The 24,938-nt window shown below is 71.5% G+C and carries 22 protein-coding genes and 1 pseudogene; 9 read left to right on the plus strand and 14 right to left on the minus strand.

Going from position 1 to position 24,938, the window contains the following annotated elements; translation table 11 throughout:
* Window positions 1–190 precede the first annotated feature (190 nt).
* Window positions 191–505 (plus strand): annotated as a pseudogene (locus ACFW3L_RS17695) (DUF7008 domain-containing protein); the annotation flags it as partial.
* Window positions 502–837 (plus strand): hypothetical protein, encoded by a 336-nt coding sequence (locus tag ACFW3L_RS17700; protein ID WP_378741698.1) that lies wholly within the window; start codon window positions 502–504, stop codon window positions 835–837. The pseudogene ACFW3L_RS17695 and the gene ACFW3L_RS17700, both read left to right, overlap by 4 nt.
* A 42-nt stretch (window positions 838–879) precedes the next feature.
* Here the strand turns inward: ACFW3L_RS17700 and ACFW3L_RS17705 are convergent, their stop codons facing one another.
* The 8 genes from ACFW3L_RS17705 to ACFW3L_RS17740 form a co-directional block, all read right to left on the minus strand.
* Complete coding sequence (locus ACFW3L_RS17705; RefSeq protein WP_378741700.1) at window positions 880–2,244, minus strand: DUF5685 family protein; 1,365 nt, start codon at window positions 2,242–2,244, stop codon at window positions 880–882.
* A gap of 84 nt (window positions 2,245–2,328) precedes the next feature.
* Window positions 2,329–3,030 carry an SEC-C metal-binding domain-containing protein gene (locus ACFW3L_RS17710; RefSeq protein ID WP_378741702.1) on the minus strand — a complete coding sequence of 234 codons (702 nt, stop codon included), beginning with the start codon at window positions 3,028–3,030 and terminating at the stop codon, window positions 2,329–2,331.
* A 49-nt stretch (window positions 3,031–3,079) separates the two neighbouring features.
* The gene (locus tag ACFW3L_RS17715; protein WP_378741705.1) at window positions 3,080–5,056 is read right to left on the minus strand and encodes a hypothetical protein; all 1,977 of its coding nucleotides are present in this window, start codon (window positions 5,054–5,056) and stop codon (window positions 3,080–3,082) included.
* A 140-nt stretch (window positions 5,057–5,196) separates the two neighbouring features.
* A complete protein-coding gene (locus ACFW3L_RS17720; protein WP_378741707.1) occupies window positions 5,197–6,168 on the minus strand; it encodes an aldo/keto reductase in 972 nt (323 codons plus the stop codon).
* Entirely contained in the window at window positions 6,168–6,575 is a 408-nt protein-coding gene (locus tag ACFW3L_RS17725) for a MerR family transcriptional regulator (RefSeq protein WP_378741709.1), read from the minus strand. The genes ACFW3L_RS17720 and ACFW3L_RS17725 overlap by 1 nt, the downstream gene beginning before the upstream one ends.
* Window positions 6,576–6,782: 207 nt before the next feature.
* Window positions 6,783–7,448 carry a TetR/AcrR family transcriptional regulator gene (locus ACFW3L_RS17730; RefSeq protein WP_378741711.1) on the minus strand — a complete coding sequence of 222 codons (666 nt, stop codon included), beginning with the start codon at window positions 7,446–7,448 and terminating at the stop codon, window positions 6,783–6,785.
* 49 nt (window positions 7,449–7,497) lie between these two features.
* The gene (locus ACFW3L_RS17735; RefSeq protein WP_378741713.1) at window positions 7,498–8,271 is read right to left on the minus strand and encodes a hypothetical protein; all 774 of its coding nucleotides are present in this window, start codon (window positions 8,269–8,271) and stop codon (window positions 7,498–7,500) included.
* Between the two features lie 300 nt (window positions 8,272–8,571).
* Window positions 8,572–9,801 (minus strand): acyl-CoA dehydrogenase family protein, encoded by a 1,230-nt coding sequence (locus tag ACFW3L_RS17740; protein ID WP_378741715.1) that lies wholly within the window; start codon window positions 9,799–9,801, stop codon window positions 8,572–8,574.
* Window positions 9,802–9,985: 184 nt separating this feature from the next.
* Here ACFW3L_RS17740 and ACFW3L_RS17745 point away from each other — a divergent pair, with 184 nt between their 5' ends.
* Complete coding sequence (locus tag ACFW3L_RS17745) at window positions 9,986–10,939, plus strand: Ku protein (RefSeq protein ID WP_378741717.1); 954 nt, start codon at window positions 9,986–9,988, stop codon at window positions 10,937–10,939.
* Here the strand turns inward: ACFW3L_RS17745 and ACFW3L_RS17750 are convergent, their stop codons facing one another.
* Window positions 10,940–11,890 (minus strand): ATP-dependent DNA ligase, encoded by a 951-nt coding sequence (locus ACFW3L_RS17750; RefSeq protein ID WP_378742061.1) that lies wholly within the window; start codon window positions 11,888–11,890, stop codon window positions 10,940–10,942.
* Between the two features lie 173 nt (window positions 11,891–12,063).
* Between ACFW3L_RS17750 and ACFW3L_RS17755 the strand changes: the two genes are divergently transcribed.
* A complete protein-coding gene (locus ACFW3L_RS17755) occupies window positions 12,064–13,224 on the plus strand; it encodes an alpha-hydroxy-acid oxidizing protein (protein ID WP_378741720.1) in 1,161 nt (386 codons plus the stop codon).
* Between the two features lie 88 nt (window positions 13,225–13,312).
* Here ACFW3L_RS17755 and ACFW3L_RS17760 read toward each other — a convergent pair whose 3' ends face one another.
* Window positions 13,313–14,752: a helix-turn-helix domain-containing protein gene (locus ACFW3L_RS17760; RefSeq protein WP_378741722.1), complete on the minus strand. Its 1,440-nt coding sequence runs from the start codon at window positions 14,750–14,752 to the stop codon at window positions 13,313–13,315.
* Window positions 14,753–14,969: 217 nt separating this feature from the next.
* Here ACFW3L_RS17760 and aceA point away from each other — a divergent pair, with 217 nt between their 5' ends.
* From aceA to ACFW3L_RS17775, 3 genes are all read left to right on the plus strand, one after another.
* On the plus strand, window positions 14,970–16,268 hold the full coding sequence (gene aceA, locus ACFW3L_RS17765; RefSeq protein ID WP_378741724.1) for an isocitrate lyase: 1,299 nt from the start codon (window positions 14,970–14,972) through the stop codon (window positions 16,266–16,268).
* Window positions 16,269–16,567: 299 nt separating this feature from the next.
* Window positions 16,568–16,819: a hypothetical protein gene (locus tag ACFW3L_RS17770; protein WP_378741726.1), complete on the plus strand. Its 252-nt coding sequence runs from the start codon at window positions 16,568–16,570 to the stop codon at window positions 16,817–16,819.
* A gap of 39 nt (window positions 16,820–16,858) precedes the next feature.
* Complete coding sequence (locus tag ACFW3L_RS17775; protein WP_378741728.1) at window positions 16,859–17,707, plus strand: CPBP family intramembrane glutamic endopeptidase; 849 nt, start codon at window positions 16,859–16,861, stop codon at window positions 17,705–17,707.
* Between the two features lie 13 nt (window positions 17,708–17,720).
* Here ACFW3L_RS17775 and ACFW3L_RS17780 read toward each other — a convergent pair whose 3' ends face one another.
* A complete protein-coding gene (locus tag ACFW3L_RS17780; RefSeq protein ID WP_378741730.1) occupies window positions 17,721–18,989 on the minus strand; it encodes an MFS transporter in 1,269 nt (422 codons plus the stop codon).
* Window positions 18,990–19,157: 168 nt separating this feature from the next.
* On the opposite strand from ACFW3L_RS17780, the gene ACFW3L_RS17785 reads away from it, so the two are divergent.
* Window positions 19,158–19,859: a FadR/GntR family transcriptional regulator gene (locus ACFW3L_RS17785; RefSeq protein WP_378742064.1), complete on the plus strand. Its 702-nt coding sequence runs from the start codon at window positions 19,158–19,160 to the stop codon at window positions 19,857–19,859.
* A gap of 116 nt (window positions 19,860–19,975) precedes the next feature.
* Here the strand turns inward: ACFW3L_RS17785 and ACFW3L_RS17790 are convergent, their stop codons facing one another.
* From ACFW3L_RS17790 to ACFW3L_RS17800, 3 genes are all read right to left on the minus strand, one after another.
* On the minus strand, window positions 19,976–20,722 hold the full coding sequence (locus ACFW3L_RS17790) for an RraA family protein (RefSeq protein WP_378742067.1): 747 nt from the start codon (window positions 20,720–20,722) through the stop codon (window positions 19,976–19,978).
* 224 nt (window positions 20,723–20,946) lie between these two features.
* Window positions 20,947–21,822: a dihydropteroate synthase gene (gene folP, locus ACFW3L_RS17795; protein WP_378741732.1), complete on the minus strand. Its 876-nt coding sequence runs from the start codon at window positions 21,820–21,822 to the stop codon at window positions 20,947–20,949.
* Window positions 21,823–21,945: 123 nt separating this feature from the next.
* Window positions 21,946–22,854, minus strand: coding sequence for an Lrp/AsnC family transcriptional regulator (locus ACFW3L_RS17800; protein ID WP_378741734.1), 909 nt, complete (start codon window positions 22,852–22,854; stop codon window positions 21,946–21,948).
* A 449-nt stretch (window positions 22,855–23,303) separates the two neighbouring features.
* On the opposite strand from ACFW3L_RS17800, the gene ACFW3L_RS17805 reads away from it, so the two are divergent.
* A complete protein-coding gene (locus ACFW3L_RS17805; RefSeq protein WP_378741736.1) occupies window positions 23,304–24,854 on the plus strand; it encodes an LCP family protein in 1,551 nt (516 codons plus the stop codon).
* The last annotated feature ends 84 nt before the right edge of the window (window positions 24,855–24,938 follow it).

The following is a 24,938-nucleotide window of genomic DNA, read 5'->3' on the forward strand; positions in this document are numbered from 1 at the left end:
ACGTCGGCGATGACGACTAGGGGCCCGATCCGGGGCGCCAGAACTCGAGTCCGTGTATCGGGAGCAGTGAGCCTTTTCCTTCCTGCTACTCGAAGTTGGAGCTGCGACACCTAAAGCTGCGGTCCTCTCCACCGAAGCTGCGGACGCGAGGTGAAGAGCTCGACTCGCCAGACAAGTTCTTTCCCCCGAGTTCACCGCCGCTGACTTCCTCAGAAAGTCGTACTGGGCGAACAGGGGCAAGTTCGACATGCCCAACGAACGATTCACCTCCTACTCTTCCAACACCTCCACCGAGCTCGCCGCGACCTGCGTGCTCGGTTGGGCCGTGTGGGACGCTCACGGACCCGAAGTTCAGGGCGTCGATTTCGGCACTCCCCATCGAACGATCGGGGATAGCCACGCTGACGGCGCGAGCACCGGCTTGAGGCAGGTTCTTGGATTGGTGGCGGGTTGGGTACCGAAAGTTGCCGGATCGTCACCACGTGGGTGCACTGTAAGAGAATGAAGCGCTGCGATTTCTGTGAGCTCCCCATCGGGGAGGGCTGCGCCTGTGCGCTGCCACGGGACTACATCGGGAGCTGTGGGACCGGGACGCCGTTCTCGACCGTGAAGCCGTACCCGACCGGCGACGCCATCATCATCTCCCTTCGGGGCGTGGCCCACCGGCTGGGCTGCTCCCACCAGTCCGGCTCGGACGTCAGGGCCCCGTTGTGGGGCTGGATCAACTACCCGGACCCGGAGCTGTGGCAGCGGATCAGTGAGAGTTCGCCGCTCCGCGCCACCGCGGGCAACACCAGGCGCGCGGCCACCCGGCGGTGCCGGAGCTGCGACCACTGACGGACACCGGGACGGGTTCCGTGAAGCCGTCCCGGTACCGCGTCAGCCGCAGTTGCAGTCGCACCCCTCACAGCAGGAGCAGTTGCTACAGCAGTTGCACGCCTGGCAGCAGGTGCCGCAGGTGTCGGACACGCAGGCGCAGGCCTCGCACCAGGAGTCCCGGGGCTCGCCCGACCACGGGCCGGGGTGGGGGTCGCGGCAGCAGAACTGGCACGTGCAGCACATGAACAGCGCCGCGGCGCAGCCCGCGAGGAGGCCCCGGCCGCGCTGCGGTTCCCGGAACCCGGGGGTGTCGCAGGAGCAGGCGCCGCAGCAGCCGCCCTTGCCGGAGCGCTTCGCGCCCTCTCCGCCGTGACCGGAGTGGCCGCCGTGGCCGTGGTGATCGCCGTTGCCGCCATCGCCGGGGTAGTCGACGTGGTCGCCGAGACCGGGATGGCCGCTGTGTCCGCCGTGGCCCGCGTGGCCGCCATGGCCAGGGTGCGGATTGTGGCCGGGGTACCCGCTGTGACCCGGGTGGCCGCCGTGGCCCGGGTACGGACCCTGACCCGGGTGGCCGCCGTGGGCGAAGGTACGGGCGACGGCCCGCTTGAGCTCCTGGACGAGGAGGACGCGGACCAGGCGGTCGTCGGTGAACTCGGCTTCCCGGAGGGCCAGGTCCACCCCGAGGACGGCGTCGTCGCAGAGTTCCCGTGCCCGGCTGACCGGGGTGCCGGTGGCGGTGAGCGGGTTCCACGAGCCGTTGGCCAGGTCCTCCTCGCGGTCCTCGACCGCGTCCAGCAGGTGCGCCACCCGGCCGAAGAGGCGTCCCGCCTCCCGGAGCGGGGCGGCGTTCCCCGGGATCCCCGCCAGGGCGGCGGTGTGCGCGAAGGCCTCGCCGGTGGCCTCCTCGGTCGGTCGGGTGACGGTGAGGACGTCGGTGCCCTCCGTGGCGGAGAGTTCGGCCTCGCGCTGGCGGTCGACCACGGCGGCCAGGGCAGTGCCCTCGAACCCGAGTCCGCCTCCGGTCCGCTGGGCTCCGTTCCGCCATCGGGTGGCCACGCGACCCGCCACGGCACGCACGCCGGGGCGGGCGTAGGCTCCGTCACCGTCCTCGATGTGGTCGCTGATCTTGGCTGACGCGAGCATCAGGGAGACCGCCGCGGCGAGGTGGGCGCCGGAGCCGTCCGCCACCTCGGCCCCGCGCATGCCGCGCAGCAGGCAGCGGCCCGCCGTGCGGGTCCCGGCCTGGTCAGGGGACTGGGCGGCGGTGAGGACCGACACGACCAGGCCGTCGTAGTTGGTGGCGACCCTGGAGGCCTGGCCGTGGTCGTCCCTCAGGGCGAGGCACAGCCCGCACATGTGGGACATCCACTCCCGAGCCAGGTCCTCGGACAGCGTGTGCCGACAGGGCCGCAGGATTCCGAACACGAACCGCCACCTCTTCTCCCGGTGCACCGAGCGCGCACCGACGCGGGATGTGACTCCCGGAAGGGGTGTCCGGTTCGCAACGATTCAGCGGGCCAGGGGCGAACCGCAGCACTTCTTGTACTTGCGGCCCGAGCCGCAGGAGCAGGGGTCGTTGCGTCCGGGGCGCGGTGCGGTGTCGAGGGGCGGGTTCGGGGCGCCGCCGAGGTCGGCGCGGGCGTCCAGCGGCGGCAGGTAGGCGTCGGTGGAGCGGGTGGCCAGGTCGTGGGCGTCCGGGGCCATGCCGAGCGCCTCGCGCATGCGGGCGCGGCCGAGCAGCGGCATGAGGCCGAGCCGGTTGAGCTCGGCCACGGTCTCCGGCGGCTGGGCGAGCATGCCCCGGCAGACGACGTTGTAGCAGTGCAGGGCCTTCGCGTAGTCGCCCCGCGACGCGAGGTCCTCGGCCAGGAGGACGGCCACGCCGCGATCCGGGCCGGAGTCCATGAGTTCGTCGAGCAGGGCGTCGGCCTCGTCGGCGCGCCCCTCGGCGCGCAGCATCCCGGCGATCTGGTGGGTCGCGAACTGGCGGTGTCCGGCTTTCGGCGCGTGTTCGCGCAGCGCCCGGGCGAGTGCGTGCGCCGCGCCTTCGTCCCGTCCGCGCAGGACGTCCACCGCGTCGAGGAGGATCTCACCGGCCTCCTCGGGGTGGGCGGTGAGGTCCCTGAGGTGTCGCTTGGGCAGGTCCAGGTCGCGGATCGCGTCCCACAGCGGCTGCGGGACCGCTGCGGGGGCCGGGGAAGTGTCGGTCATCCTTCCAGGTTAGGGCGTGTCCGGTGGGTGCTGCCCGTCACACGGGACGTCAACCCCACGGGGTGAGGCGGCCGAGGAGGTCCAGGACGCCCAACCGGGTGCCGGAGCCGACCTCCAGACCGATGACGAGGGCGGTCACAGCGAGGGCGGTGACGAGCAGGACCAGGGGCCAGCGCCGCTTGCGCTCGGGGGTCTCGGGGAAGGGTTCCGCGTCGATCCAGGACTGGTCCAGGCGGGCGATCTCCCTGCGGAGGTCCTGGACCTCGGTGTGGTAGCGGTCGCGCTCGTCACGGACCCGTTGGAGTTCGGCGCGTTCGGCGCGGACGGCGGCGCGCGCGTCGACGACGTCGACGTGGGCGCCCTCGGGGCCGCGTTTGGAGTGCCACCGCTCCAGGCGTGCGAGGGGGAGGTCGGCGTACTGGGTGGGCCAGTTGTCGTCGGGATCGTCGAGGTTCTCGTCGGTCTCGGGCTCGGTCTCGGCCGCGTAGTCGACAGGTTCCTGTTCGGGGAGGGGGCGGACGGCGAGGGGTGGTGCGTCCTCGGGGGCCCTGGGCTCGGGACGGTCGGTGGAGGCGGCGATGGTCCAGGTCTCGCGGGGCTCCTCGTCAGCGGCCGTGGACCGTGCGGCCTCGTCCCGGGACACGGGTGGGTCGGGTTCGGTGCTCGGGTCCTCGGGTGCTGCCGGGCGTGGGGGCCGACCGAAGATCGAGAGGGGGTCGTGCTCCGGTTCGGGCCCGGGTCGGCGCCGTGCCACCCCGAGGAAGGTGTGGCTCCGCCCGCCACCGGCCCAGGTCTCCTGCTCGGCGGTGTCGGTGTCGTCGTCCGCGAAGGGGTCGGGGGCCTCTTCGAGGTCGTCCTCGGGTTCGGGTACCGCCTCGTCCGTCAACGGATCAGGGGCCGGTGTGTCCGCCCGCGAGGCGGGGGTGGGGTCGATCCCCGTCGGCGGCGAGGGGGCGAAGAACGAGGGCGTGCCCCGCTCCGTCGGGGCGCTCTCCCCCGGCAGCTCCGCAGTGGCCTCCTGAACGGCCACCGGCTCCTCCACCAGCGGGACGGGGGCGGGATCCAGCCAGTCGCGGAGGAGGTCGCGGCGTTCACCGAAGGTGGTGGCCTCCGGCACGCCCCGTTCCCTGAGGTGGTCGGCCAGGGCGTCGCCGCCCTCCTCCCTCAGGACGGTGACCAGACCCTCCGCGATCCTGAGGTGCTCCCCCGGGACCGGGGAGAGGAAGGGCGATCCGGCGGCGGAGGAGGGTGGCACGAAGGCCAGGTGGGGACCCTCTTCCGGGTCCGTGACCGGCTCGTAGGTGGAGAAGGACCAGCTCCATCCGGCGGCGGGCACGGCGGCGCGCGGAGTGAGGACCTCGTGCAGGACGCGGTGCATGCCCCACAGGAAGCGCAGCTGGGTGGCCTGCCACAGGTCGGCGTGGTCGGGGTCGAGGGTCAGGCGGAGGGGGCGGTCGGGGTGCGCGAGCGCGTGGGCCACGGCACCGACGAGGACGGGCTCGCCCTCGATCCGGGTCTCGGCGGCGCGCCGGTCGCGGGTGCGCAGGGCGCCGGGGGCGGCGGTGCGTTCCCAGGGCGCGGGGGCGGGCAGGGTTCGCATCGCGGCCCAGCCCGGCTTGGGCGGCCTGCTCGCGGCGGGCCGGGTGTTGGGGTTCTCGTGTAAGGCGAGGACCCGGGGGAGGTCCAGGCCACGGGTGGGCCCGACGATCGCCCAGGCGTGGGCGTCGCGGACGTCACCGGGCCACCGGTAGACCAGGGCGCTCTGGCCATCGGGGTAGTGGTGGGCCCAGAGGGTCTCGGGATAGGCGGCCGGGTCGGTGCCGGGAAGCGCCGACCGGTAGTCGGCGGTGAGGGCGGGGATGAGGCGGTCGCGCCAGGAGCGCAGGACCGGCTGGTCCTGCTCCGGGAGGGAGGTGGCCGACGGTCCCGGCCCGACGCGACCGAGGAGGGTGGGTTCGGCCCAGGCGAAGTGGATCTGGTGGTAGGCACCGGAGTCCGCTTCCGACGCCGTCGTGCTCTCGGGCAACTGGGCCCCTCCCCCTGGTTCACGGATCTGCGGTGCGCGCGGATCCGCCGCACGCCTACCTAGGGAAGGTATCCGCCGGAAGCGTCAGGAAACCGCGAAAGCGGAGTTATAGGCACACTTGCGCACTTTGTCGGTTCTGGTCAGCGGGCCGCCGTGAGCCGGGCCTGCTGCGCGGGCGTAAGGGTCAGGTCCAGGGACTCCAGCGCCTCGTCCAGCTGGGCGATACTGCTGACACCGACCAACGGGACAACGCTCGGCTCGTGGCCCGCGAGCCAGGAGAGCACCACCTGGTTGCGGGTGGCTCCGGTCTCCTTGGCCACCTCGTCCAGGGCGGCCAGACGCGCGGCGGTTCCGGGGTGGTCGTAGGCGTACTCCAGGGGGCGGTCGGGGCGGGTGTAGGCGCCGCTCAGCAGGGAGGTGTACGCCACCACGACATGCTCGCGCCCCTGGGCGGCCTCGGCACGGACGTAGTCGAACAGCTCGGGGGTGGCGTGCATGTGTCCTGCGGATGCGAGCGGGACGTCGCCACGGGGCTGGAGGTAGCTGTAGCGGTACTGGAGCACCCGGGGACGCGGCCACCCGTGAGCCTGTGTCACGGCGCGGGACCTCTCCAGCCGCCACGTCCGGTGGTTGCTGAGCCCGAGTTCCCGGACCGTTCCCTCGGAGACGAGCCGGGCGAGGGCCTCCATGGTCTCCTCGAGCGGGGTGTCGGGGTCCTCCCTGTGGGCGTACAGAAGATCGAGGGTGTCGACCCCCAGGCGTTGGCGGCTGCGCTCGGCGGCCGTCGCCACGGCTTCCGCGGAGAGACCCTCCGCCGCCTCCAGGCCGGCTCCAGGCATGGTCGGTTGGGCGCCGATCTTGGTGGCGATCACGATCTCGTCGGTCACGCCGCGCTCGCGCCGCCAACGGCCGAGGAAGGTCTCGCTCTCGTCTCCCCGGCCTCCCTCGATCCAGAACTGGTAGCAGTCGGCGGTGTCGACGAAGGCTCCCCCGGCCTCGACGAAGCGGTCGAGGATGGCGGCGGAGGTGGCGGCGTCCGTGGTGCTGCCGAACTGCATCGCCCCCAGGCACAGGGCGCTGACGGTGCGGCCGTTGATCGTGGTGTGTCGCATCAGGCGCTCCCCCCGGCCACGGAGGCCGCTTCCGGGACGTCGTCGGCGAGCACCCCCGCGTAGTAGTCGATCTTGTGCTGGATCGTGGTCTGGCGGCGGCGCAGCTCCTCGACGCGGGCGTCGAGGAGTCGTTGGTGGCCCTGGAGGACCTCGAGGCGGTCGGGGATGGTGTGTTCGCCGCCACGGACCAGTTCGGCGAAGTCGCGCAGCCGGGCGATGGGCATGTCGGTCTCGCGCAGACAGCGCACGAGGTCCAGGAGATCGACGTCGTCGGAGCGGTAGCGGCGGTGGCCGTTGGAGGCGCGCTCCACTCTCCGGAGCAGGCCCGCCCTCTCGTAGTACCGCAGGGTGTCGAGTGTGAGGCCGAAGCGCTCAGCGACCTCACCGGGGGTGTAGTAGTCCTTCATGCCGCAAGCATGCGACCTGGAGCGCACTCCAGGTCAAGTCCCGGCGCGAAGTTCGTTCCGTGAGGGGGACCGAAGGGGCGGGCGGGGCGAGGATCAAGAGTGGGACCGGGCGTTTCCGAACCGGGCAGCGCGGAGCCCGGCCCGGCAGATCAGAGGGCACGGGAAGGGCACCGAACGACACCGCCGGGGCGACCCACGAGCTCCACCTCAGCGCGTACCGGACTCCGCGCTGCCCCGGATGGCGCCGACCACGGCGTCGGTGAGGTCGTCGATGATCTCCCGCTCGCTCACCTCGGGGTGTTCGAGCCACCACTCCCCCGCCGCCTGGACCATGCCCACGACGGCGTGCGCGGCGATCTGGGCCCGCAGTCGTCCCTTCATCCGGCCCTCGGTGATCAGCAGGTCCGCGAGCTCCTCGCCCAGGCGGCGCACCATCAGTCCGAGGTCGCTGCGGGTGCGGACGTCCTCCGACGTGGCCCGGTCCATCAGGAACCGGTAGAGGTTGAGGTTCTGCGAGATCATCGACAGGTAGGCGCCGACCGTGGCCCGGGCGCGCACGTCGAAGTCGGTGTGCTGGTACAGCTCGGAGCGGATGGCCTCGATGAGGGGGTCCACGTGACGCTGGGCCAGAGCCCGGTAGAGGCCGCCCTTGTCACCGAAGTGCCGGTAGAGGATGGGCTTGCTGATCCCGGCCTCGGTGGCGATGGCGAGCATGGAGGCGTCGGGGCCGTCGCGCTGGATCACCCGGTCGGCGGCGTCGAGGATCGCCCGCCGCCGCTCCGGGTCGCGGCCGCGCCCGCTCCGTCCCCGCCGGGGCGCCGGCGCGGGGGTGTCGTCGTCGGGCGCGGTCTGCTGTGTGTTTTCGAGGGCCACAAGGGTTCACCGTACTGGAGGGCGGGGCACGGCGGCCCGGACGCGCCCCTCAGGTACGGATCGCGATCCAGGTGGCGCGGGCCAGGGCGAGCGGACGGCCGTCGGCGTCGTGGAGGGAACTGGCCGTGTGGACCTTGCGGCCGTCGACGGACTCCAGGTGGCCCATGACGACCTGGGTGGAGCCGACCGGGGGGAGTGCCAGGACCTGGACGGTGAACCGGCCCAGGACGATGGGTCGGCCGGACACGTCGCTGGACCAGCCGCCGGGGCAGTCCAGTGCGGCCCAGACCTGGGCGAGGGCGGCGTTGCCGTCGCCTCCGTCCACCTCCGGGCGGACCTCCCAGGTGCAGGCGACGGTGTTGCCGACCCCGTCGGGTCCCTCCCCCGGACGGACCCGTCCCGCGAACAGGCGCAGACCGTCGCCCGCCGCGCGCTCGGGGCCGCAGCTGTAGCAACGGGGGAAGGGGTGCGCGTCCAGCCCGCCGTAGCGCTTCCGGGCCTCCTCGGCCTCGGCGACGGTGACCGGCCCGCCGGGGATCAGTCCGGGGTCGAGGGGGTCGACGGTCACGGCCTCGGCCACCAGGCGGGCGCGGTCCTCGGCGGTGGGGTCGACCAGGCGCAGGCCCTCCTGTGAGGAGCCCTCCACCGTCAGGGGGCGGTCCAGCGGGGGCGGGTTGCGCAGGGTGACCTGGACAGCCGGGCCACCCGGTGCGGTCAGCTGTGCGGCCAGCAGTCCCGCGCTGTAGCCGCCGTTGCCGGAGCCGTCGGGGCCGTTGAAGGCCGCCGGGATGGTGAGGGTGGGGGCGCCGTTGCCTGGTGTCATGGGCCACAGGGTAACGGGAGCGGCGCGGGCGGGACGTTTCGCCTCGGCGGGCGGGCGCGAGGACTCGGCGCGTCCCCCGAAGTGCCCCCTTCGCGCGGGACCGGGTTGGCGGAACGCGTGCGCGCCGACCATGCGGAACCTCGCTGGTGGAAGCCGGGGTGCGCCCCGGGATCCCGGTCAGGGTGGACCGAGGAACGGGCCGATGACCTGGCGCTTCCCGAAGCGGACGTGGCGGGACGCGGGGTGCCCTCACCCCGTGCCCCGCCACGGACCGCCCGCTCCGGAGGCTCTGCAACCTCCCTAGCGGATCGGCAGGCCGGTGATGGTGCGGCCGATGATGAGTTTCTGGATCTCGCTGGCGCCCTCGAAGATGGTGAAGATGGAGGCGTCGCGGTGCCAGCGCTCCACGGGGTAGTCCCTCGTGTAGCCGTTGCCGCCCAGGATGCGCAGGCAGTTCTGGGTGACGTAGGTGGCGGTCTCGGAGGCGTAGAGCTTGCTCATGGAGCCCTCGGCGTTGGTGAAGTCCTTGCCGTTGCGCGCCATCCAGGCCGCCCGCCACACCAGCAACCGGGCGGCGTCGATGCGGGTGGCCATGTCGGCCAGGAGGAAGGCCACGCCCTGGTTGTCACCGATGGGCCGACCGAACTGCTCGCGCTGGGTGGAGTAGTCGCGGGCGTACTCGTAGGCGGCGCGGGCACAGCCCACCGCCATGACACCGACGCTCGGGCGGGAGGCCTCGAAGGTCTTCATGGCGGCCTGGCCCTTGGAGCGCCTGCCCTCCCTGGCACGGGCGATCCGCTCGTCCAGCTTCTCCTTCCCTCCCAGGAGGCAGGAGCCCGGGACGCGTACGTCGTCCAGGACGACCTCGGCGGTGTGCGAGGCGCGGATGCCGTGCTTGGCGAACTTCTGACCCTGGGACAGGCCGGGGGTGTTCGGCGGAATGATGAACGACGCCTGCCCGCGCGAGCCCAGTTCCGGTTCCACGGAGGCCACGACGACGTGGACGTCCGCGATGCCGCCGTTGGTGGCCCAGGTCTTGACTCCGTTGATCACCCACTCGTCCTTGGCCTGGTCGTAGACGGCGCGGGTGCGGATCGCGGAGACGTCCGAACCCGCGTCGGGCTCGGAGGAGCAGAAGGCGCCGAGTTTGACGTCGTCGGGGGTGCCGAACATCTGCGGCACCCATTCGAAGAGCTGTTCCTGGGTGCCGTTGGAGGCGACGGAGACGGCGGCCAGGCCGGTGCCGGTGATCGCCAGGGCGATGCCCGGGTCGCCCCAGTACAACTCCTCGAACGCGACGGGGATACCGAGGCCGGTGGGCTCCAGCCACTGGTTGGCGAAGAAGTCCAGGGAGTACAGGCCGATCTTGGCGGCCTCCTGGATGATCGGCCAGGGGGTCTCCTCGCGCTCGTCCCACTCGGCGGCGGCGGGGCGGATGACGTCGGCGGCGAACCCGTGGGCCCAGTCCCGGACGTCGCGAACGTCCTCGCTCAGTTCCAGGCTGAAGGCGGGAGCGGTGGCCTCACTCATGCGATTGCGTCCTTTGTTGGATCCTCCGGGAGGCGGAGGGACGACCAAGAAGTGCTACCAACGGTAACAGTCAGCCCCCGGCGCACACAACGACGCGTTCCCTCCCGAACGGGAAGAGTCCTGACGCACTCCTGTCCGGTGTTTGCCGGTCCGCTCCCACACTGGAGGAAAGGGGGTGTGAGCAGTGCCTGGAACCGTGTGGACCGGAACGATCAGCTTCGGACTGGTGTCGGTCGGCGTGCGCATGTACTCCGCACGCGAGAGACACGGCCCGACCGTCCACCAGTTCGTGCGCGGCACCAACGCGCGCGTGCGCTACCAGCGAGTCAACGAGGACACCGGCGAGCGTGTGGCCAACGAGGACATCGTGAAGGGAGCCGAGGTCGACGAGTCCGACTCCTACGTCCTCCTGGAACCCGCGGACCTGGAGCAGATCCAGCCCGGACGGAGCAAAACCCTGGAGATCACCGGGTTCATCTCCGCCGACGACGTCGATCCGCTGTGGTTCTCGTCCACCTACTACCTGGGGCCGGACAAGAGTTCGGCGAAGCCGTACCGGCTGCTTCTCGCCGCGTTGGAGGAGTCCGGCCGGGCGGGCCTCGGGACGCTGGTCATGCGCAACCGACAGCACCTGGCCCTCGTCACCCCGCAGCAGGGCGTCCTGACGGCGAGCACCCTCTACTGGCCGGACGAGGTCCGCGACCCCGAGGACGTCATGCGGCCTCCGGCGGGCGAGGTCGACCAGGGCGAACTCAAGCTCGCCTCCCAGCTGATCGACGCCATGACCGCCGAGTGGGAGCCCTCGCGGTACTCCGACGAGTACGAGCGGCGGCTGGAGGAGCTCATCGCCACCAAGGCCCGGGGCGGAACCGTCAGCTACGAGGGCCGGGAGCCCGAGGAGAAGGGCGAGGGCAAGGTCGTCGCGCTGGACGACGCGCTCCGTGCGTCGTTGCGGCAGCGGCGCGAGAAGCGGGCCGCGAGGTCCGGACGCCGTGGCGGCGCCCCGGCGCCGCGCTCCTCGGACGACCACCGGCCCACCAAGGGCGAGCTCATGGAACAGGCGAAGAAGCTCGACATCCCCGGCCGTTCCCGCATGACCAGGGACGAACTGGCCGACGCCGTCGCGGACGCCGGCTGACTACTCCGTGCGCAGGTCCCGGGGCACGTCCTCGGGCGCCAGGTCGGGGCGGGCACGGAGGAACTGGACGACGTGCCGCCACCGGCCGGCCACCTCGGCCGAGTCCGGGCACACCTCCACCACCAGGTCCGGGACGACCCGCGTGTAGGTCTGGCGGGAGGCGTCCCCGCCCCACGTCGCGGCGAGGAGCCGGGGCCAGGGGTGGTCGTCCGTCTTGACCACGTGCCCCGCGAGCTCATCGGACTCCTCCGGGGAGAGGTCCGAGGTCCGACCGGCCACCCGCAGCTCACCGGTCACCGAGTCCACACGGCCGAGGATGAGCGCGCGGGGGGCACGCGCGTGCCCGACGATCCCGCCCACGATCGCCTCGGTGGTGACCCGGTGCTTCCACTTGCGCCAGTCCCTGCGGCCCGGCCGGTAGGAACGGCGCGCGTCCTTGATCATCACGCCCTCCACACCCACGGCGGGCATCTCCTCCCACCACTGCATGGCGACCTCGGGGTTGTCGGTCTGCCAGCCCAGCGTGAGCGGTGAGGGCTGCTCGACCAGGCCCATCAGACGCTCCAGTTCCCCGCGCCGGTGGGAGAGCGCCCGGTGCGTGAGGTCGCGGCCACCGATCCTCAACAGGTCGAACACCACGAGGTGACACGGGTCGGTGCGCGCCAGCGCGCGGGCGTGGCGGACCGAGGCCCCGTTGCGCCTCAGCAGGGCACCGAAGTCCATCCTCCCGTCGTCCGCCCACCGGATGATCTCCCCGTCCAGCAGAGCGCCCTCGGGGAGCTGCCGGTCCAAAGCCTCGACGATCTCGGGGAACCGCTGTGACAGCGACCGCCCCTGCCTGCTGTCCATGCGCACGGGCCCGGTCTCGGCCAGGCACCGGAAACCGTCCCACTTGGGCTCGTAGAGCAGGCTCTCGCCCGTGGGGAAGTGATCGACGGCGCTCGCGAGCATCGGTTCCACGCCCGCCCCCTACCCCGCACCAGCTCATCGGGAGACCAACACACCGCTAAGGGTGGGTCGGACCACCGCCCCACGGTGCGCACCCGTCCCGCACGGCACTTGACACGCGCGCGGGCCCGTCTGAATGATGCGGATCCCACCCCCACCCCCTTCCGGAGGCGACCATGGCTTCGCACTACGGCGACTACCAGCTGGAGATCCACCTCGACGGCCTCACCGGTGTCGTTCCCTCCCGCCCCTTCACCTTCGCCGAACTGGAGCGCCGGGCCGCCGAGGCGCTCCCGCCGTGGGTGTGGTCCTACGTGGCGGGCGGCGCGGGCGACGAGCACACCCAGGAGGCCAACACCACCGCGTTCCGACGGTGGGGCCTCTACCCCCGCATGTTCGTCGGCGCCAGGGAACGCGACACCGCTGTCGACCTGTGCGGGCTCCGCCTGCCCTCCCCGCTCATGATGGCCCCGGTCGGGGTGGTGGGCCTCTGTTCCCAGGACGGGCACGGGGACCTGGCCACGGCGGAGGCCGCGGCGCGTACCGGGGTCCCGATGATCGCCTCCACCCTGTCCCAGGACCCGATGGAGGAGGTCGCGGCGCGGTTCGGCGACACCCCCGGGTTCTTCCAGCTGTACACGCCGACCGACCGCGAGCTGGCGGAGAGTCTGGTCCGCCGCGCCGAGACGGCGGGGTTCGCGGGGATCGTCGTCACCCTGGACACCTGGGTCACCGGCTGGCGTCCGCGCGACCTGGCCACCGCGAACATGCCGATGCTGCGCGGCCACTGCCTGGCCAACTACACGTCCGACCCGGTCTTCCAGGCGCGGGTGGGCGCGGACGCCCCGCGCGACACCGTGGTGGCGCACTGGGCTGGCGTCTTCGGTAACCCCTTGACCTGGGGCGACCTTCCCTGGCTGCGGTCCCTGACCGACCTGCCGCTGATCGTGAAGGGCGTGTGCCACCCCGACGACGCCCGGCGGGCGGCGGACGGGGGCGTGGACGCGATCTACGTGTCCAACCACGGCGGCCGCCAGGCCAACGGCGGCATCCCCGCCCTGGAGTGCCTGCCGGACGTGGCCGCCGCCACGGACCTGCCGGTGGTCTTCGACTCCGGGGTGCGGTCCGGCACCGACGCGGTCAAGGCCCTGGCGTTGGGAGCCACGGCGGTGGCGGTGGGCCGACCCTACGTCTACGGACTGGCCCTGGGCGGGGCGGACGGGGTGGTGCACGTGCTGCGGTCCCTGCTGGCCGAGGCGGACCTGCTCATGGCGGTCGACGGCTACCCGTCGCTGAGCGACCTCGGCCCGGACACGCTGCGGGACCTGCGCGCCTGAACGGTTCCGGGAACAGGAGGGAGACCACGAGGGGGCCGACGCGTGTGCGTCGACCCCCTCTCACGGGTGGGGTCGGAAGGAACGGAGCTCAGTCCTGACTGTGGCTCTCCAGGAAGGTGTAGACGTCGTGCTCGTCGACACCGGGGAAGGTGCCCGACGGCAGGGCCGACAACACGTGGGAATGGGCGCGGGCCGAGGGCCACACGTTGCCCTCCCAGCGGCTGGCGAGCTGGGCGGGCGGACGCACGCAGCACTCGCCGTTGGGGCAGTTGGACTTGGTGCGGTTGGTCGTCTCGCGGCCACGGAACCAGCGGGACTCCTTGTAGGGCACGCCCAGGGTGATGGCGAAGTTGCGCTCTCGGCTGGGGTCGACGTGGGCCACGCACCAGTGGGTGCCGTTGGGCTTGTCCGTGTACTGGTAGTAGATCGAGTACCGGTCCGGTGACTGGAAGACCTGGCGGCCCGACCACTGGCGGCACATGCGCTGGCCCTCGATGGCGCCGGTGTCGTCGGTGGGGAAGACCAGCCCGTCGTTCTCGTAGGCCTTGTAGATGATGCCGGTCTCGTCGTTGCGGATGAAGTGGCAGACCAGGTCCAGGTGGCGGTGGGCCAGGTTGGTGAAGCGGTGCGCGGCCATCTCGTAGGAGACGGAGTAGACGTCCCGCAGGTCCTCGACGGACAGGTCGCGCGCCTTCTTCGCCTCCTGGAGGTAGGTGACCGCCGTGGACTCGGGGATGAGGACGGCGGCGGCGAAGTAGTTGGCCTCCACGCGCTGGCGGAGGAAGTCGCCGAAGTCGCGGGGCTGGTTGTGGCCGAGGATCACGTGGCCCAGCGTCTGGAGGAGGATCGTGCGCGGGCTGTGCATGCCCAGCGTGGTCTCGCGCTTGAGGTAGATGCGCCGGTTGACGTGGTCGGTCAGGGAGCGCACCGAGCGGGGAAGGTCCTGCACGTACTTCAGGGAGAACCCGTGGTGGGTGGCGATCGCGAGGATCTGCCCCTGGGAGAGCGGTCCCGCCGTGTAGTTGACCGCCGAGAGGGTGTCGGCGGCCGCGGCCTCGATGGTCTCGAAGTAGTTGCCCCGCTCCCGCATCTGGCGGCGCAGGTCGGCGTTGGCCCGGCGCGCCTCCTCGGGGGTGGCGGTCGGCTTGGCGTTGCGCCGCTTGAGCTCGTCGTAGAGCCCCACGATGTGTTCGAGGACGTCGTTGGGGACGCGCTTGCCCACCTTCAGGTGCGGAAGGTTGAGGCCCTGGTACAGGGCGTCGCGCTGGGCCTCCTCCACGGAGATCTCCAGCTGCGCGCGGCGGCTCGGGGGCTGCTTCGACAGGAGTTCCTCGACGGACACCTCGAGGGCGGAGGCCAGGGACGTGAGGAGGGAGAGCTTGGGTTCGCGTTTTCCGTTCTCCAGCAGGGAGAGCTGCGAGGGCGCCCGCCCGACACGTTCCCCCAGGTCGGAGAGGGTCATCCCGCGCGCCTTGCGCAGGTGTCGGAGCCTCTGGCCAAACGTGATGAGATCCAGGTCACCTGTCAAAGACGGTATTTCTTCAGCACCAAAGTACGCCATGGCTTCATCTTACGGAAAGAAACAACGATCTTCACCCGATTTCGAATGGAAAACCCCTGGATCTTGCCCAAGAATCATAGTTACCGGCGGGGAACTTACCGCTCAGGGGCTCACCCCCTGGCCCTTGGAAGGGCTCTCGACCGGTGCGAAGACCTTGGGGACTACACGTAAGGCGGGAACGAACATGAGCACCAGCGCTCGACGTCAGGAAGCCAGCGCCGCACTCCAGCGCGACTGGGAGACCAACTCCCGGTGGGCCGGTATCGAGCGCACCTACTCCGCCGACGACGTCGTCAAGCTGCGCGGTTCGGTCACCGAGGAGCACACCCTGGCCCGGCGCGGCGCGGAGCGCCTGTGGGACCTGCTCCACACCGAGGACTACGTCAACAGCCTCGGCGCGCTCACCGGAAACCAGGCGGTCCAGCAGGTCCGCGCCGGTCTCAAGGCCATCTACCTCTCCGGGTGGCAGGTCGCGGCCGACGCCAACCTCTCCGGCAGCACCTACCCGGACCAGAGCCTCTACCCGGCCAACTCGGTCCCGGCCGTCGTCCGCCGCATCAACAACGCGCTCATGCGCGCCGACCAGATCACCTGGTCCGAGGGTGACGACACCGCTCCCGAGTGGCTGGCCCCGATCGTGGCCGACGCCGAGGCCGGGTTCGGCGGCGTCCTCAACGCCTACGAGCTCATGAAGGGCATGATCGCCTCGGGCGCGGCCGGTGTCCACTGGGAGGACCAGCTCGCCTCCGAGAAGAAGTGCGGCCACCTGGGCGGCAAGGTCCTCATCCCGACCAGCCAGCACGTCAAGACCCTGAACGCCGCCCGCCTCGCCGCGGATGTCGCCGGTGTCCCGTCCCTGGTCATCGCGCGGACCGACGCCCAGGCCGCGACCCTGATCACCAGTGACATCGACGAGCGCGACCAGGCCTTCACCACCGGCGAGCGCACCGCCGAGGGCTTCTACCGCTTCCGCAACGGCGTCGAGGCCTGCGTGGCCCGCGGCCTCGCCTACGCCCCGCACTCCGACCTGCTCTGGATGGAGACCGCGACCCCGGACCTGGAGGTCGCCCGCGACTTCGCCGAGCGCATCAAGGCCGAGTACCCGGACCAGATGCTCGCCTACAACTGCTCGCCCTCCTTCAACTGGAAGCGTCACCTCGACGACGCGACCATCGCGAAGTTCCAGCGCGAGCTGGGCCACATGGGCTACAAGTTCCAGTTCATCACCCTGGCGGGCTTCCACTCGCTCAACCACTCGATGTTCAACCTGGCCAAGGGCTACGCCCAGAACGGCATGACGTCGTACGTCGAGCTCCAGGAGGCCGAGTTCGCGTCCGAGGCCGACGGCTACACCGCCACCCGTCACCAGCGCGAGGTCGGCACCGGCTACTTCGACGCGATCAGCACGACCATCTCCCCCGAGGCCAGCACCACGGCTCTCACCGGCTCCACCGAAGAAGACCAGTTCTCAGCGGCTCACTGACCCTGGTCTTCGTTCCCTGAGGCCGTCCCTCCCCGCTTTCGTGGCTGGGGCGGGGCGGGACGGCCTCCCCTTGGCCGTCGGCCATGCGCGGTCCGTGTCACTCGCGTATGACCGGCGGCCTTCGTATGCCCGAAATCCCCCGTGACCGCCCGCGTGGGGGCGGCCCGCCCTATACGGTGGCTCCAAGCGACGGGAGCGGAGCGCCACAGCCCGCCCGCGCGGGTCCGCCGGCCGCCCCCACGGCCCCGGGACGTTCCGGACGACCTCCCCGAGCACCCGACCTCACACACGGAGCCGACGTGAAACTCGACGACCTCAGCAGAGTGACCCTCTCCTCGACCCGCCGCGTGGTGGCCGCGGGCGCGATCGCCGCCGTCGCCGTCCTCGGTGCGGCCGCCTGCGAGAACACCGACGACCTCGAGCAGGAGGTGAAGGACGGGATCGAGCAGGAGGTCGAGGAGAACATCGAGCAGGGCATCGACGACGTCATCGGCGGCGACGACGAAGGCGACGGCGGCGACGAGGACGGAGACGAGGGCGACGACGAGTAGGTCGTGCCCCACTCCGTCGACAGCGCGTAGATTCGACGCGTGACCGACAGAACCGAGCCGAACCCGCGCGCTCCCCTCCCCTCCCCCACCGGCCCCGCCGAGGCGGCGCGCGCGGGAACCACCGTCCAGCACCTGCTCGCCAGCCGCTCCCTGATGCGCTGGGAGGTGCTGTGCGTCCTCGCCCTCTCCCTGGGCGCCGCCGCCGTGTCGGCGGTCATCTCGTTCCTGGGCGTGCTCACCTCGCCCGAGTCGATGGCCGACCAGACCGCCAACCTCATCCGCTCGCGCGCCGAGGACCGGCCGTGGCTGGACCTGTCCTTCCAGCTGTACGCCGTGGTGTTCGCCTTCGCTCCCGTCGCGCTGGTGGTGTACCTGCTGCACCGGGGCGGCGAGTCCGCGCGCACCGTCGGCTTCGACCTTCGCCGACCGGGGTTCGACCTCGGGAGCGGGCTGGCCCTGGCCGCGCTGATCGGCACCGGGGGTCTGGTCGTGTACCTGGTCTCCTGGCAACTCGGGCTCACCCGCACCATCGTGCCCAGCACGCTGGACGGCAACTGGTGGGACACCCCGGTCCTGGTGCTCCAGGCGCTGAAGAACGGCGTCCTGGAGGAGGTGATCGTGGTGGGCTACCTGCTGCACCGGTTGGGGCAGATGGGGTGGTCACCGTGGAAGGCGGTGGTGGCCAGTTCGGTCCTGCGCGCCTTCTACCACCTGTACCAGGGGGTCGGGATGTTCTTCGGCAACCTGGTCATGGGGCTGGTGTTCGGCTGGTTCTACCTGCGCTACGGGCGGGTGATGCCGTTGGTGGTGGCCCACACGGTGATCGACGTCGTGGCGTTCGTGGGCGCCGTGTACCTCATCGGCCGGATCGACTGGCTGCCGGTCTGACCCGGCGCGGGACTCAGCCCGCCTTCGCCGCCCTGGCCGCGATGGCGTCCTCCAGGTAGCGGGGGCGGGCGATCAGCAGGCCCACGACGAGGTTGAGGAGCACCAGGCCGACGACCATCGCCATCGAGGCGTGCCAGCCTCCGCTCACCTCGTGCAGGAGTCCGAACAGGAACGGTCCCGCTCCGCCGATCAGGTACCCGAGGCTCTGACTGGAGGCGGACATGGCCGCGGTGCCCTCGGCGGTGCGGGTGCGCACCGCGAAGATGGTCAGCGCCATGACGAAGCTGCCCAGGCCGATCCCGATCAGGGTCGTCCACACCCAGGTGCCGTTGAGCGGGGACACCCACAGTCCGGCGAAGCCGACCAGGTACGCGGTGACGAAGAGCAGCACGAAGGGGCGCTGGTCGCGTACACGCACGATGATCGAGGGCATGGCCAGTGACATGGGGATGCCCAGGGCGGAGAGGTAGGCCAGCATCACCCCGGCGGACTGGGCGTCCAGTCCCTGGTCGCGGAGCATCTGCGCGAACCAGCCGAACATGATGTAGGCGATGGAGGACTGCGTGCCGAAGTAGAGCACGGACTGCCATCCGATCCCGGTGCCGAGCACCTGCCGGACGCCGAGCGCCTCGCGGGAGTCGCCGGGCGCGGGTTCGTGGCGCAGGGCCAGCAGCCACGGCAGGGCCGCCGCGAGCCCGAAGAGGGCGTAGGAGCCGAGGGCGATCCGCCAGTTGCCCGTGGCCTGCTCCAGGGGGACGGTGGCGGCGGCCGCGATCGCCGTTCCCACGGCCAGGCCGGTCGTGTACACGGTGGTCATCAGGCCGACGCGGTGCGGGAAGTGCTGCTTGACCAGGGCCGGGAGGATCACGTTGCCGACGGCCCCGCCGGAGAGAGCCACGGCGCTGAGGGCGAGGAACAGCCAGGGTTCGGGGGCCATCGCCCGCGTGACGAGGCCGAGGGTGACGGCGGCCAGGGCGAGGACGAGCAGACGGTGGGAGCCGAGACGGCGGCTGAGCAGGGGGGTGAGTCCGCCGAAGACCGCGAAGCAGAGGACGGGGAGCGTCGTGAGGGCGCCGGCGCCCACGGCACTCATACCCAGTCCCTGGGTGACCTCGTCGAGGACGGGGCCCACGCTGGTGATCGCGGTGCGCAGGTTGAGCGCCGCCAGGGCGATCGCGACGGCGATCAGCAGGAGAGCCGCGCGGGGCGCGGCTCGTCGCTGTTCGGTGCCGGAAGGGGGGGTTCCCGGCGCGGTGTTCTCGCGCGTGGGGGTGACGCTCATAGGACGTGGCTCACAAATTCGTAGGATGACCCTATGTACTTCATGAGGATAACGCATTGCCGTTCGTGGCCTATTCCCGCGCGCAACTGGTCTAGGCTCCGTCCTTAACCGTTCCCTACCCGTGCGCTGGGCCTGTCATCCGGCGACCCGCCCCTAGGAGGTATGAGCGTGCCCCTCGCGTCGACACGCCGGACCGGTCTCGTCGACCAGGTCATCAGTCAGCTACGAGCCCAGATCGACTCCGGTGAGTGGGGCGTCGGTGACCGCATCCCCACCGAGTCCGAACTGTCCGAACAACTGGAGGTCGGCCGCAACACCGTCCGCGAGGCGGTCAGAGCCCTGGCTCACGCGGGTCTGCTGGAGATCCGACAGGGCGCGGGGACCTTCGTCCGCGCCTCCAGCGAGCTCGGCGGGGCCCTGCGGCGCCGCCTCGAACGCTCCCGGCTGCGGGAGAACCTGGAGGTGCGCCGCGCCCTCGAGGTGGAGGCCGCGCGCCTGGCCGCGATGCGCCACAGCAAGGAGGACATGGCCGACATCGACCGGGCCATGGCCCTGCGCGAGGAGGCCTGGCGGACCAAGGACATGAGCGCCTTCGTGGAGGCCGACTTCACCTTCCACCGCGCGGTGGTCAACGCCACCCACAACACCCTGCTCATCGACCTCTACGACGACATCGCCCAGGTCGTCTACGCGAGCATCGCACACACCGCCTACGAGCAGAGCGACGAGGCCTCCGACCGTCCCTCCTCCGCCACCGAGGGGATCGACCACGCCGGTCTCACCGAGGCCGTCCGGGAGGCGGACCCCGTCCGGGCCGCCCGCGAGGCCACCTGCTATCTCGACGAACTGCTCTCCCTCACCGAGGACTGAGCGCGCCGGGGACGAACGCGCGTGGGCCCGGAACCGGTACCGGTTCCGGGCCCACGCGGTGGAGCGTCGTGAGGCTGCGCCAAGGGGCGCCACGGGGCGCGACGGGGTCGCGCGGTTCAGTCGCCGCCGTGGACGTCGCCCACCGCCGAACGCGGACCCAGCCTCGGGCGGGAGTGCCCCTCCGGGACAGCGCGACCGTCGCGCCGCGACCCGATCGGCCTCGGTCGGCCGCGTCGGGACGCCCGGTCGGCGGCACCCTCCCAGCCGGTCACCCTGGACGGGTCCAGGTCCAGGAGGTCGAGGGTGCTCTCCCCTGCGCAGACGGCGTCGATGAGTTCCCGGTCCCGGGAGACGCTGTCCATGGTCTCGGCGATGATCGCGCTCACCTGGCCGCGCGGCAGACAGACCACTCCGTCGTCGTCGGCCACGATCCAGTCACCCCGTCGGACCGGCAGCGGTGCGGGGCCGCTCGCGTCCATGGACACCGGCTGGCCCACGGAGCCGCCCGCGTCGTGCCCGGCCTCGCGGACCGCCACCCCGGCACCGAAGACCGGAAGCTCACAGCGGGCGATGGCGGCGATGTCGCGCACGCAGCCGTCCAGGACGATCCCGGCCACGCCCCGGGTGCTGGCGGCCACGGCGAGGATCTCGTCCACGTAGCCGTACTCGGACTCCCCGGAGACGTCCACCACCAGGGCGGAGCCCGGCGGGGCCTGGGCGATCGCGACGTGCAGCGCCAGGTTGTCCCCCGGCGCGCAGCGGACGGGGAAGGCGCTCGCGGCGAACGCGGCCCCCGGCCAGACGGAGAAGAGGTGGGTCCCGAAGGGACGCCCCCCGCAGCGGGCCAGGGCCACCGTCCCCACAGCCGTCAACGTCTTCGCAAGCGCCACGTCAGCCTCCATTACACCCGCGCCCGGTGCGGTCGGTTCGAACCGACCCCTTCTATACTCGCGGGTAACTTAAACGTGACGCAAGGCATGCGAGCCCGAAACACGTAAAAATGCTACCGATGGTTACATCAGGCCGGGAACCGTGTCCGCGCGGACACGGTCGGTGGCCCCGGCCAGGCAGGGTGACCAGCACGGTGTCAGAGCACCGACGCGACCGCGTCCAGGGCGGCGCGGGCGGCCGCCACGTCGTGGACCCGGAAGACGCGGGCCCCCTCACGGGCGGACACCGCCAGCGTGGCCAGGGTCCCGTCTCCGCGCTCGGTCAGTCCGGCACCGAGGGTCTCCCCCACGAAGTCCTTGTTCGAGACGGCCACCAGCACCGGCCAGCCGGTCGCCGCCAGCTCACCGAGGCGGCGGGTCAGTTCGAGTGAGTGGTAGGTGTTCTTGCCGAAGTCGTGCGTGGGGTCGATCATGACCCCGTCCGGGCGCACGCCGACCGACACGGCGCGCTCGGCCAGCTCGCACACCCCGGACACCACGTCCGCGACCACGTCCGCGTAGCGCACGCGGTGGGGGTCGGTGCGCGGAGCCAGCCCCCCGCTGTGGCTGCACACCAGGCCGGTCCCGAACTCCGCCGCCACCCGGGCCAGGTCAGGGTCGGCCCCCGCCCAGGTGTCGTTGATCATGTCCGCCCCGGCCTCGGCACAGGCGCGACCCACCCCGGCCCGCCAGGTGTCCACCGAGATCACGACGTCGGGGTGGCGGTCGCGCAGTTCGCGCACGAACGGCACGGTACGGCGGACCTCCTCCGCCTCGTCCACGTGCGCCCCGTACCCCGCCTTGACCCCTCCGACGTCGATGACGTCCACCCCGGCCGCCACCGCGTGGTCGGCGGAGGCCAGCGCGGCCTCCATCGCGTAGGTGGCGCCCCTGTCGTAGAAGGAGTCGGGGGTCCGGTTGATCACCCCCATCACCGCGAACCGCCGCCCCGCGAAGGTCCGCCCGCGCAACCGCAGTGTCCCCGGTTCGCGCCCGGCCTCTGTCTCCGGCGTTCCCGGACCGTCCGTCACCATGGCTCCATCCTGGGGCACGGGCGGGGCGGACGACCACCCGCCCCGCCCCCGCTCACGTCCCGGGCCGAGCCGAGGCGCCCCGGCGCCGTGAACCGACTCCGGGGCACCAAGGGCCGCCCCGAGTCAGCCCGGACCCCAGCCGAGCGTGCGTTCACCGCCACGGCGCTCCTTGCGGACCTGGAGATGGTCCCAGGTCTCCACGTGTCCGACCCCCGCGGTGCCCCGGATCCGCTCCAGCGCCTCCACCAGTTGGAATCGGTCCGGCGCCGTGAGCGTCCCGAGCACGTCGTAGCGGCCGAAGCCGCTGGCCAGGAACGAGATCCGCCCCATGTTGGCCATCGCCGTGCCCAGGGCGTCAGCGTCTCCCCGGCAGCGGAGTCCGAAGCCGAGCTGTTCGTTGGCTCCCACCGCCGACGGCTCCACGAGCGCGGTCACGTGGACCACACCCGAGTTGAGCAGGCGCACCACCCGGGACCGGGCCGCCGCCTGCGACAACCCCACCTGCCGGGCCAGGTCGGCGTACGAGGCCCGACCGTCCTTGAGCAACCTCCGAACCAGACGCCAGTCCAGCGCGTCCAACTCGATGTCGCGTAGTTCACGCACACTGCTGTGAGCGTCCTTGTACACGGCGTTGGCGCGGAAGACCTCCGCGCCCTCCACACCGGGCAGTGAGCGCAGGTCGGTGAGCTCCTTGGTCAGGGCGGCGTCGTCGGCCACCCTGACCTGCGCGACCGCCGGGAACCTCCCGGCGGCCTGCGCGGCGAAGGTCACGGCCTCGCGTTCCCCCAGCGCCTCGAGCATCGGCCCGACCGGTCCGCTGACGCGGAACGACACGTGACCGAGGACCTCCATACCCACGACCCCGGCGTGCAGCACGCCGACGATCCTGATCGCCCCGGACTGCACCAACTGGCGCACTCTGGCGCGGACCGCGGTCCTGGACAGGCCCACCCCGTCCGCCAGGGCCTGGAACGTCGCTCTGCCGTCCCCCTGCAACGCCCGCATGAGCGCGGCGTCAACCGCATCGAGCACGATGGTTGCCTTTCGTTCCCATGACGCCGCCCTTACCCCCGGACGACGCCCCCTCCTCCGGCCAGATCATCGCAGTTGTGGCGCCGCTTCACTACTGATCGCCAAAGAAATCGGTTGATTCACCCCTTTGACCGGCCGGACAGCGCCGTCCAATGCCCCAGCAGGCAACTCTCGACCACATAACAGACTTGTATAGAACACCCCTTATGAGGTGGCCACTGTGCACACAACCCCGACAAAGCGCCACACTGATCACACGGGTCCGCGTGACGCCCCCCGAGGGCGCCCATGGCACTTCGCGCGGGACGACCGGCGGGCCGAGCCCCCGCGCGCACCCGGGAAAGGGCACGACCACAGGAAGTGACCGCCCCACGGAGTCCGTGGCGCGAACAATCAGGAGTTGAGGACGGGGCGGCCGTGATCGCCCCGCGGCTTGAGAGGAAACGCTGGTGGCAGCGGAGGACGAGCGGCGGGACGAGGCACCCACACGCCTGAGCACGGGAAGGGCGCTGCTGTGGACGGCCGCGTCGCTTCCCCTCCCCGGTGTGGCGCACCTGCGCATGAGGCGCCGGTTCGCCGGGACCGTGATCCTCGGCGCCTACCTGGCGGGGATCGCCGCCCTGGCCCTCTGGGCGTTCCGGATCGGCACCCACGAGTCCGGCGCGATGACCGCGCTGGCCGGGATGGCCGTGCGGGACCACTGGCTCCTGGGCGTGATGGGCGCCGTCTTCGCGGTCGTCGTCCTGTGGCTGACCGTGATCGTCCACTCGTGGACCCTCACCCGGCCGCAGGGGGCGCGGTTCGGTCAGCGCCTGGTCGGCGGGGTCGTGGTCCTGCTGCTCTGCCTGACCGTCGGGGCACCCGCGGCATGGGCGCTCCACGGCGGCTACACGGCCTACGAGACGCTGTCCCAGGTCTTCGACGCCCCCGAGCGCGACGATCTGCCCCCACACGACGAGGCCGACCCCTGGTACGGCGCGGACCGCGTCAACGTACTGCTGATCGGAGCGGACTCGGCCGACAACCGGTACGGAGTGCGCACGGACACCATGATGGTGGCGAGCGTCGACACGGAGACCGGCGACGCAGTCCTGGTGGGGCTGCCCCGCAACCTGGAGAACGTGCGCTTCCCCGAGGGCAGCGCGCTCGCGGAGCGCTACCCCGAGCCGTACGGCTTCGACCTGCTGCTCAACGACGTGTACCAGACGGTCGCCGAGGAACCCGACGAACTGGCCCTCAACCCGATCTCCCAGGACCCCGCCGCGGACACCCTGAAGAAGGTGATCGGGTACAACCTCGGCCTGGAGGTCGAGTACTACGCGATGGTCGACATGATGGGCTTCCGCGACCTGATCGACGCCGTGGGCGGAGTGCGGGTGCGGATCGAGGAGCCCATCCCGTACGGGGTGCACGGCGGGGTACTGGAACCCGGGGTGCGCCGCCTCGACGGCCACGAGGCGCTCTGGTACGGGCGCTCCCGGATCGGATCCGACGACTACGGGCGGATGGGTCGCCAGGGGTGCCTGGTCAAGTACGTCGCGGAGCAGGTCGACCCGGGCACGATCCTGACGAGCTACCGGCGCCTCGCCGGGGCCACCAAGCGGACGCTCACCACCGACGTTCCGCAGTCGAAGGTGCCCGCCTTCATCGAGCTGGCCGACGAGCTCACCGACCACGGCGACATGAGCGCGCTCCAGCTGTCCCCGCCGCAGGTGTCCACCGGCAACCCGGACTGGGACGAGATCAAGGAGCTGGTCTCCGAGGCGATCGGGGCCAGCGAGGAGAGCGCGGGCGACGCCCTCCCGGACGAACCCTCCGCCTCTCCCGACGCCGACGGCCCCGAGGACGTCGAGAACCCGACTCCGGAGGAGTGGGAGGAGTGGGAGGACGACGAGCGGACCGAGTGGCAGCGCTACACCGGTCTGGACGAGCCCTCCCCCGCCGACCCGGGCCGCCAGGTCGGCTCGGAGGCCACCGACCTCGGTTCGATCTGTCCCTGAGCCGACCCGGTTCGGTCCCCCACACCCCGGTCCCGGAGTCCACGGCCGTTCGTGCCCCGGGCGTGGCCGCGGTGACCTCCGCGT

Source organism: Nocardiopsis sp. NPDC058789, from assembly GCF_042745575.1.
GTDB classification, from domain to species: domain Bacteria; phylum Actinomycetota; class Actinomycetes; order Streptosporangiales; family Streptosporangiaceae; genus Nocardiopsis; species Nocardiopsis eucommiae.

Bases quoted from the DNA above. Each gene is read 5' to 3' on its own strand.
- ACFW3L_RS17750 (WP_378742061.1), bottom strand. From the start codon at position 11,890: ATGCTCGCGAGCGCCGTCGATCACTTCCCCACGGGCGAGAGCCTGCTC.
- aceA (WP_378741724.1), top strand. From the start codon at position 14,970: ATGAGCACCAGCGCTCGACGTCAGGAAGCCAGCGCCGCACTCCAGCGC.
- ACFW3L_RS17735 (WP_378741713.1), bottom strand. From the start codon at position 8,271: ATGACACCAGGCAACGGCGCCCCCACCCTCACCATCCCGGCGGCCTTC.
- ACFW3L_RS17710 (WP_378741702.1), bottom strand. From the start codon at position 3,030: ATGACCGACACTTCCCCGGCCCCCGCAGCGGTCCCGCAGCCGCTGTGG.
- ACFW3L_RS17755 (WP_378741720.1), top strand. From the start codon at position 12,064: ATGGCTTCGCACTACGGCGACTACCAGCTGGAGATCCACCTCGACGGC.
- ACFW3L_RS17700 (WP_378741698.1), top strand. From the start codon at position 502: ATGAAGCGCTGCGATTTCTGTGAGCTCCCCATCGGGGAGGGCTGCGCC.
- ACFW3L_RS17725 (WP_378741709.1), bottom strand. From the start codon at position 6,575: ATGAAGGACTACTACACCCCCGGTGAGGTCGCTGAGCGCTTCGGCCTC.
- ACFW3L_RS17780 (WP_378741730.1), bottom strand. From the start codon at position 18,989: ATGAGCGTCACCCCCACGCGCGAGAACACCGCGCCGGGAACCCCCCCT.
- ACFW3L_RS17740 (WP_378741715.1), bottom strand. From the start codon at position 9,801: ATGAGTGAGGCCACCGCTCCCGCCTTCAGCCTGGAACTGAGCGAGGAC.
- folP (WP_378741732.1), bottom strand. From the start codon at position 21,822: ATGGTGACGGACGGTCCGGGAACGCCGGAGACAGAGGCCGGGCGCGAA.
- ACFW3L_RS17720 (WP_378741707.1), bottom strand. From the start codon at position 6,168: ATGCGACACACCACGATCAACGGCCGCACCGTCAGCGCCCTGTGCCTG.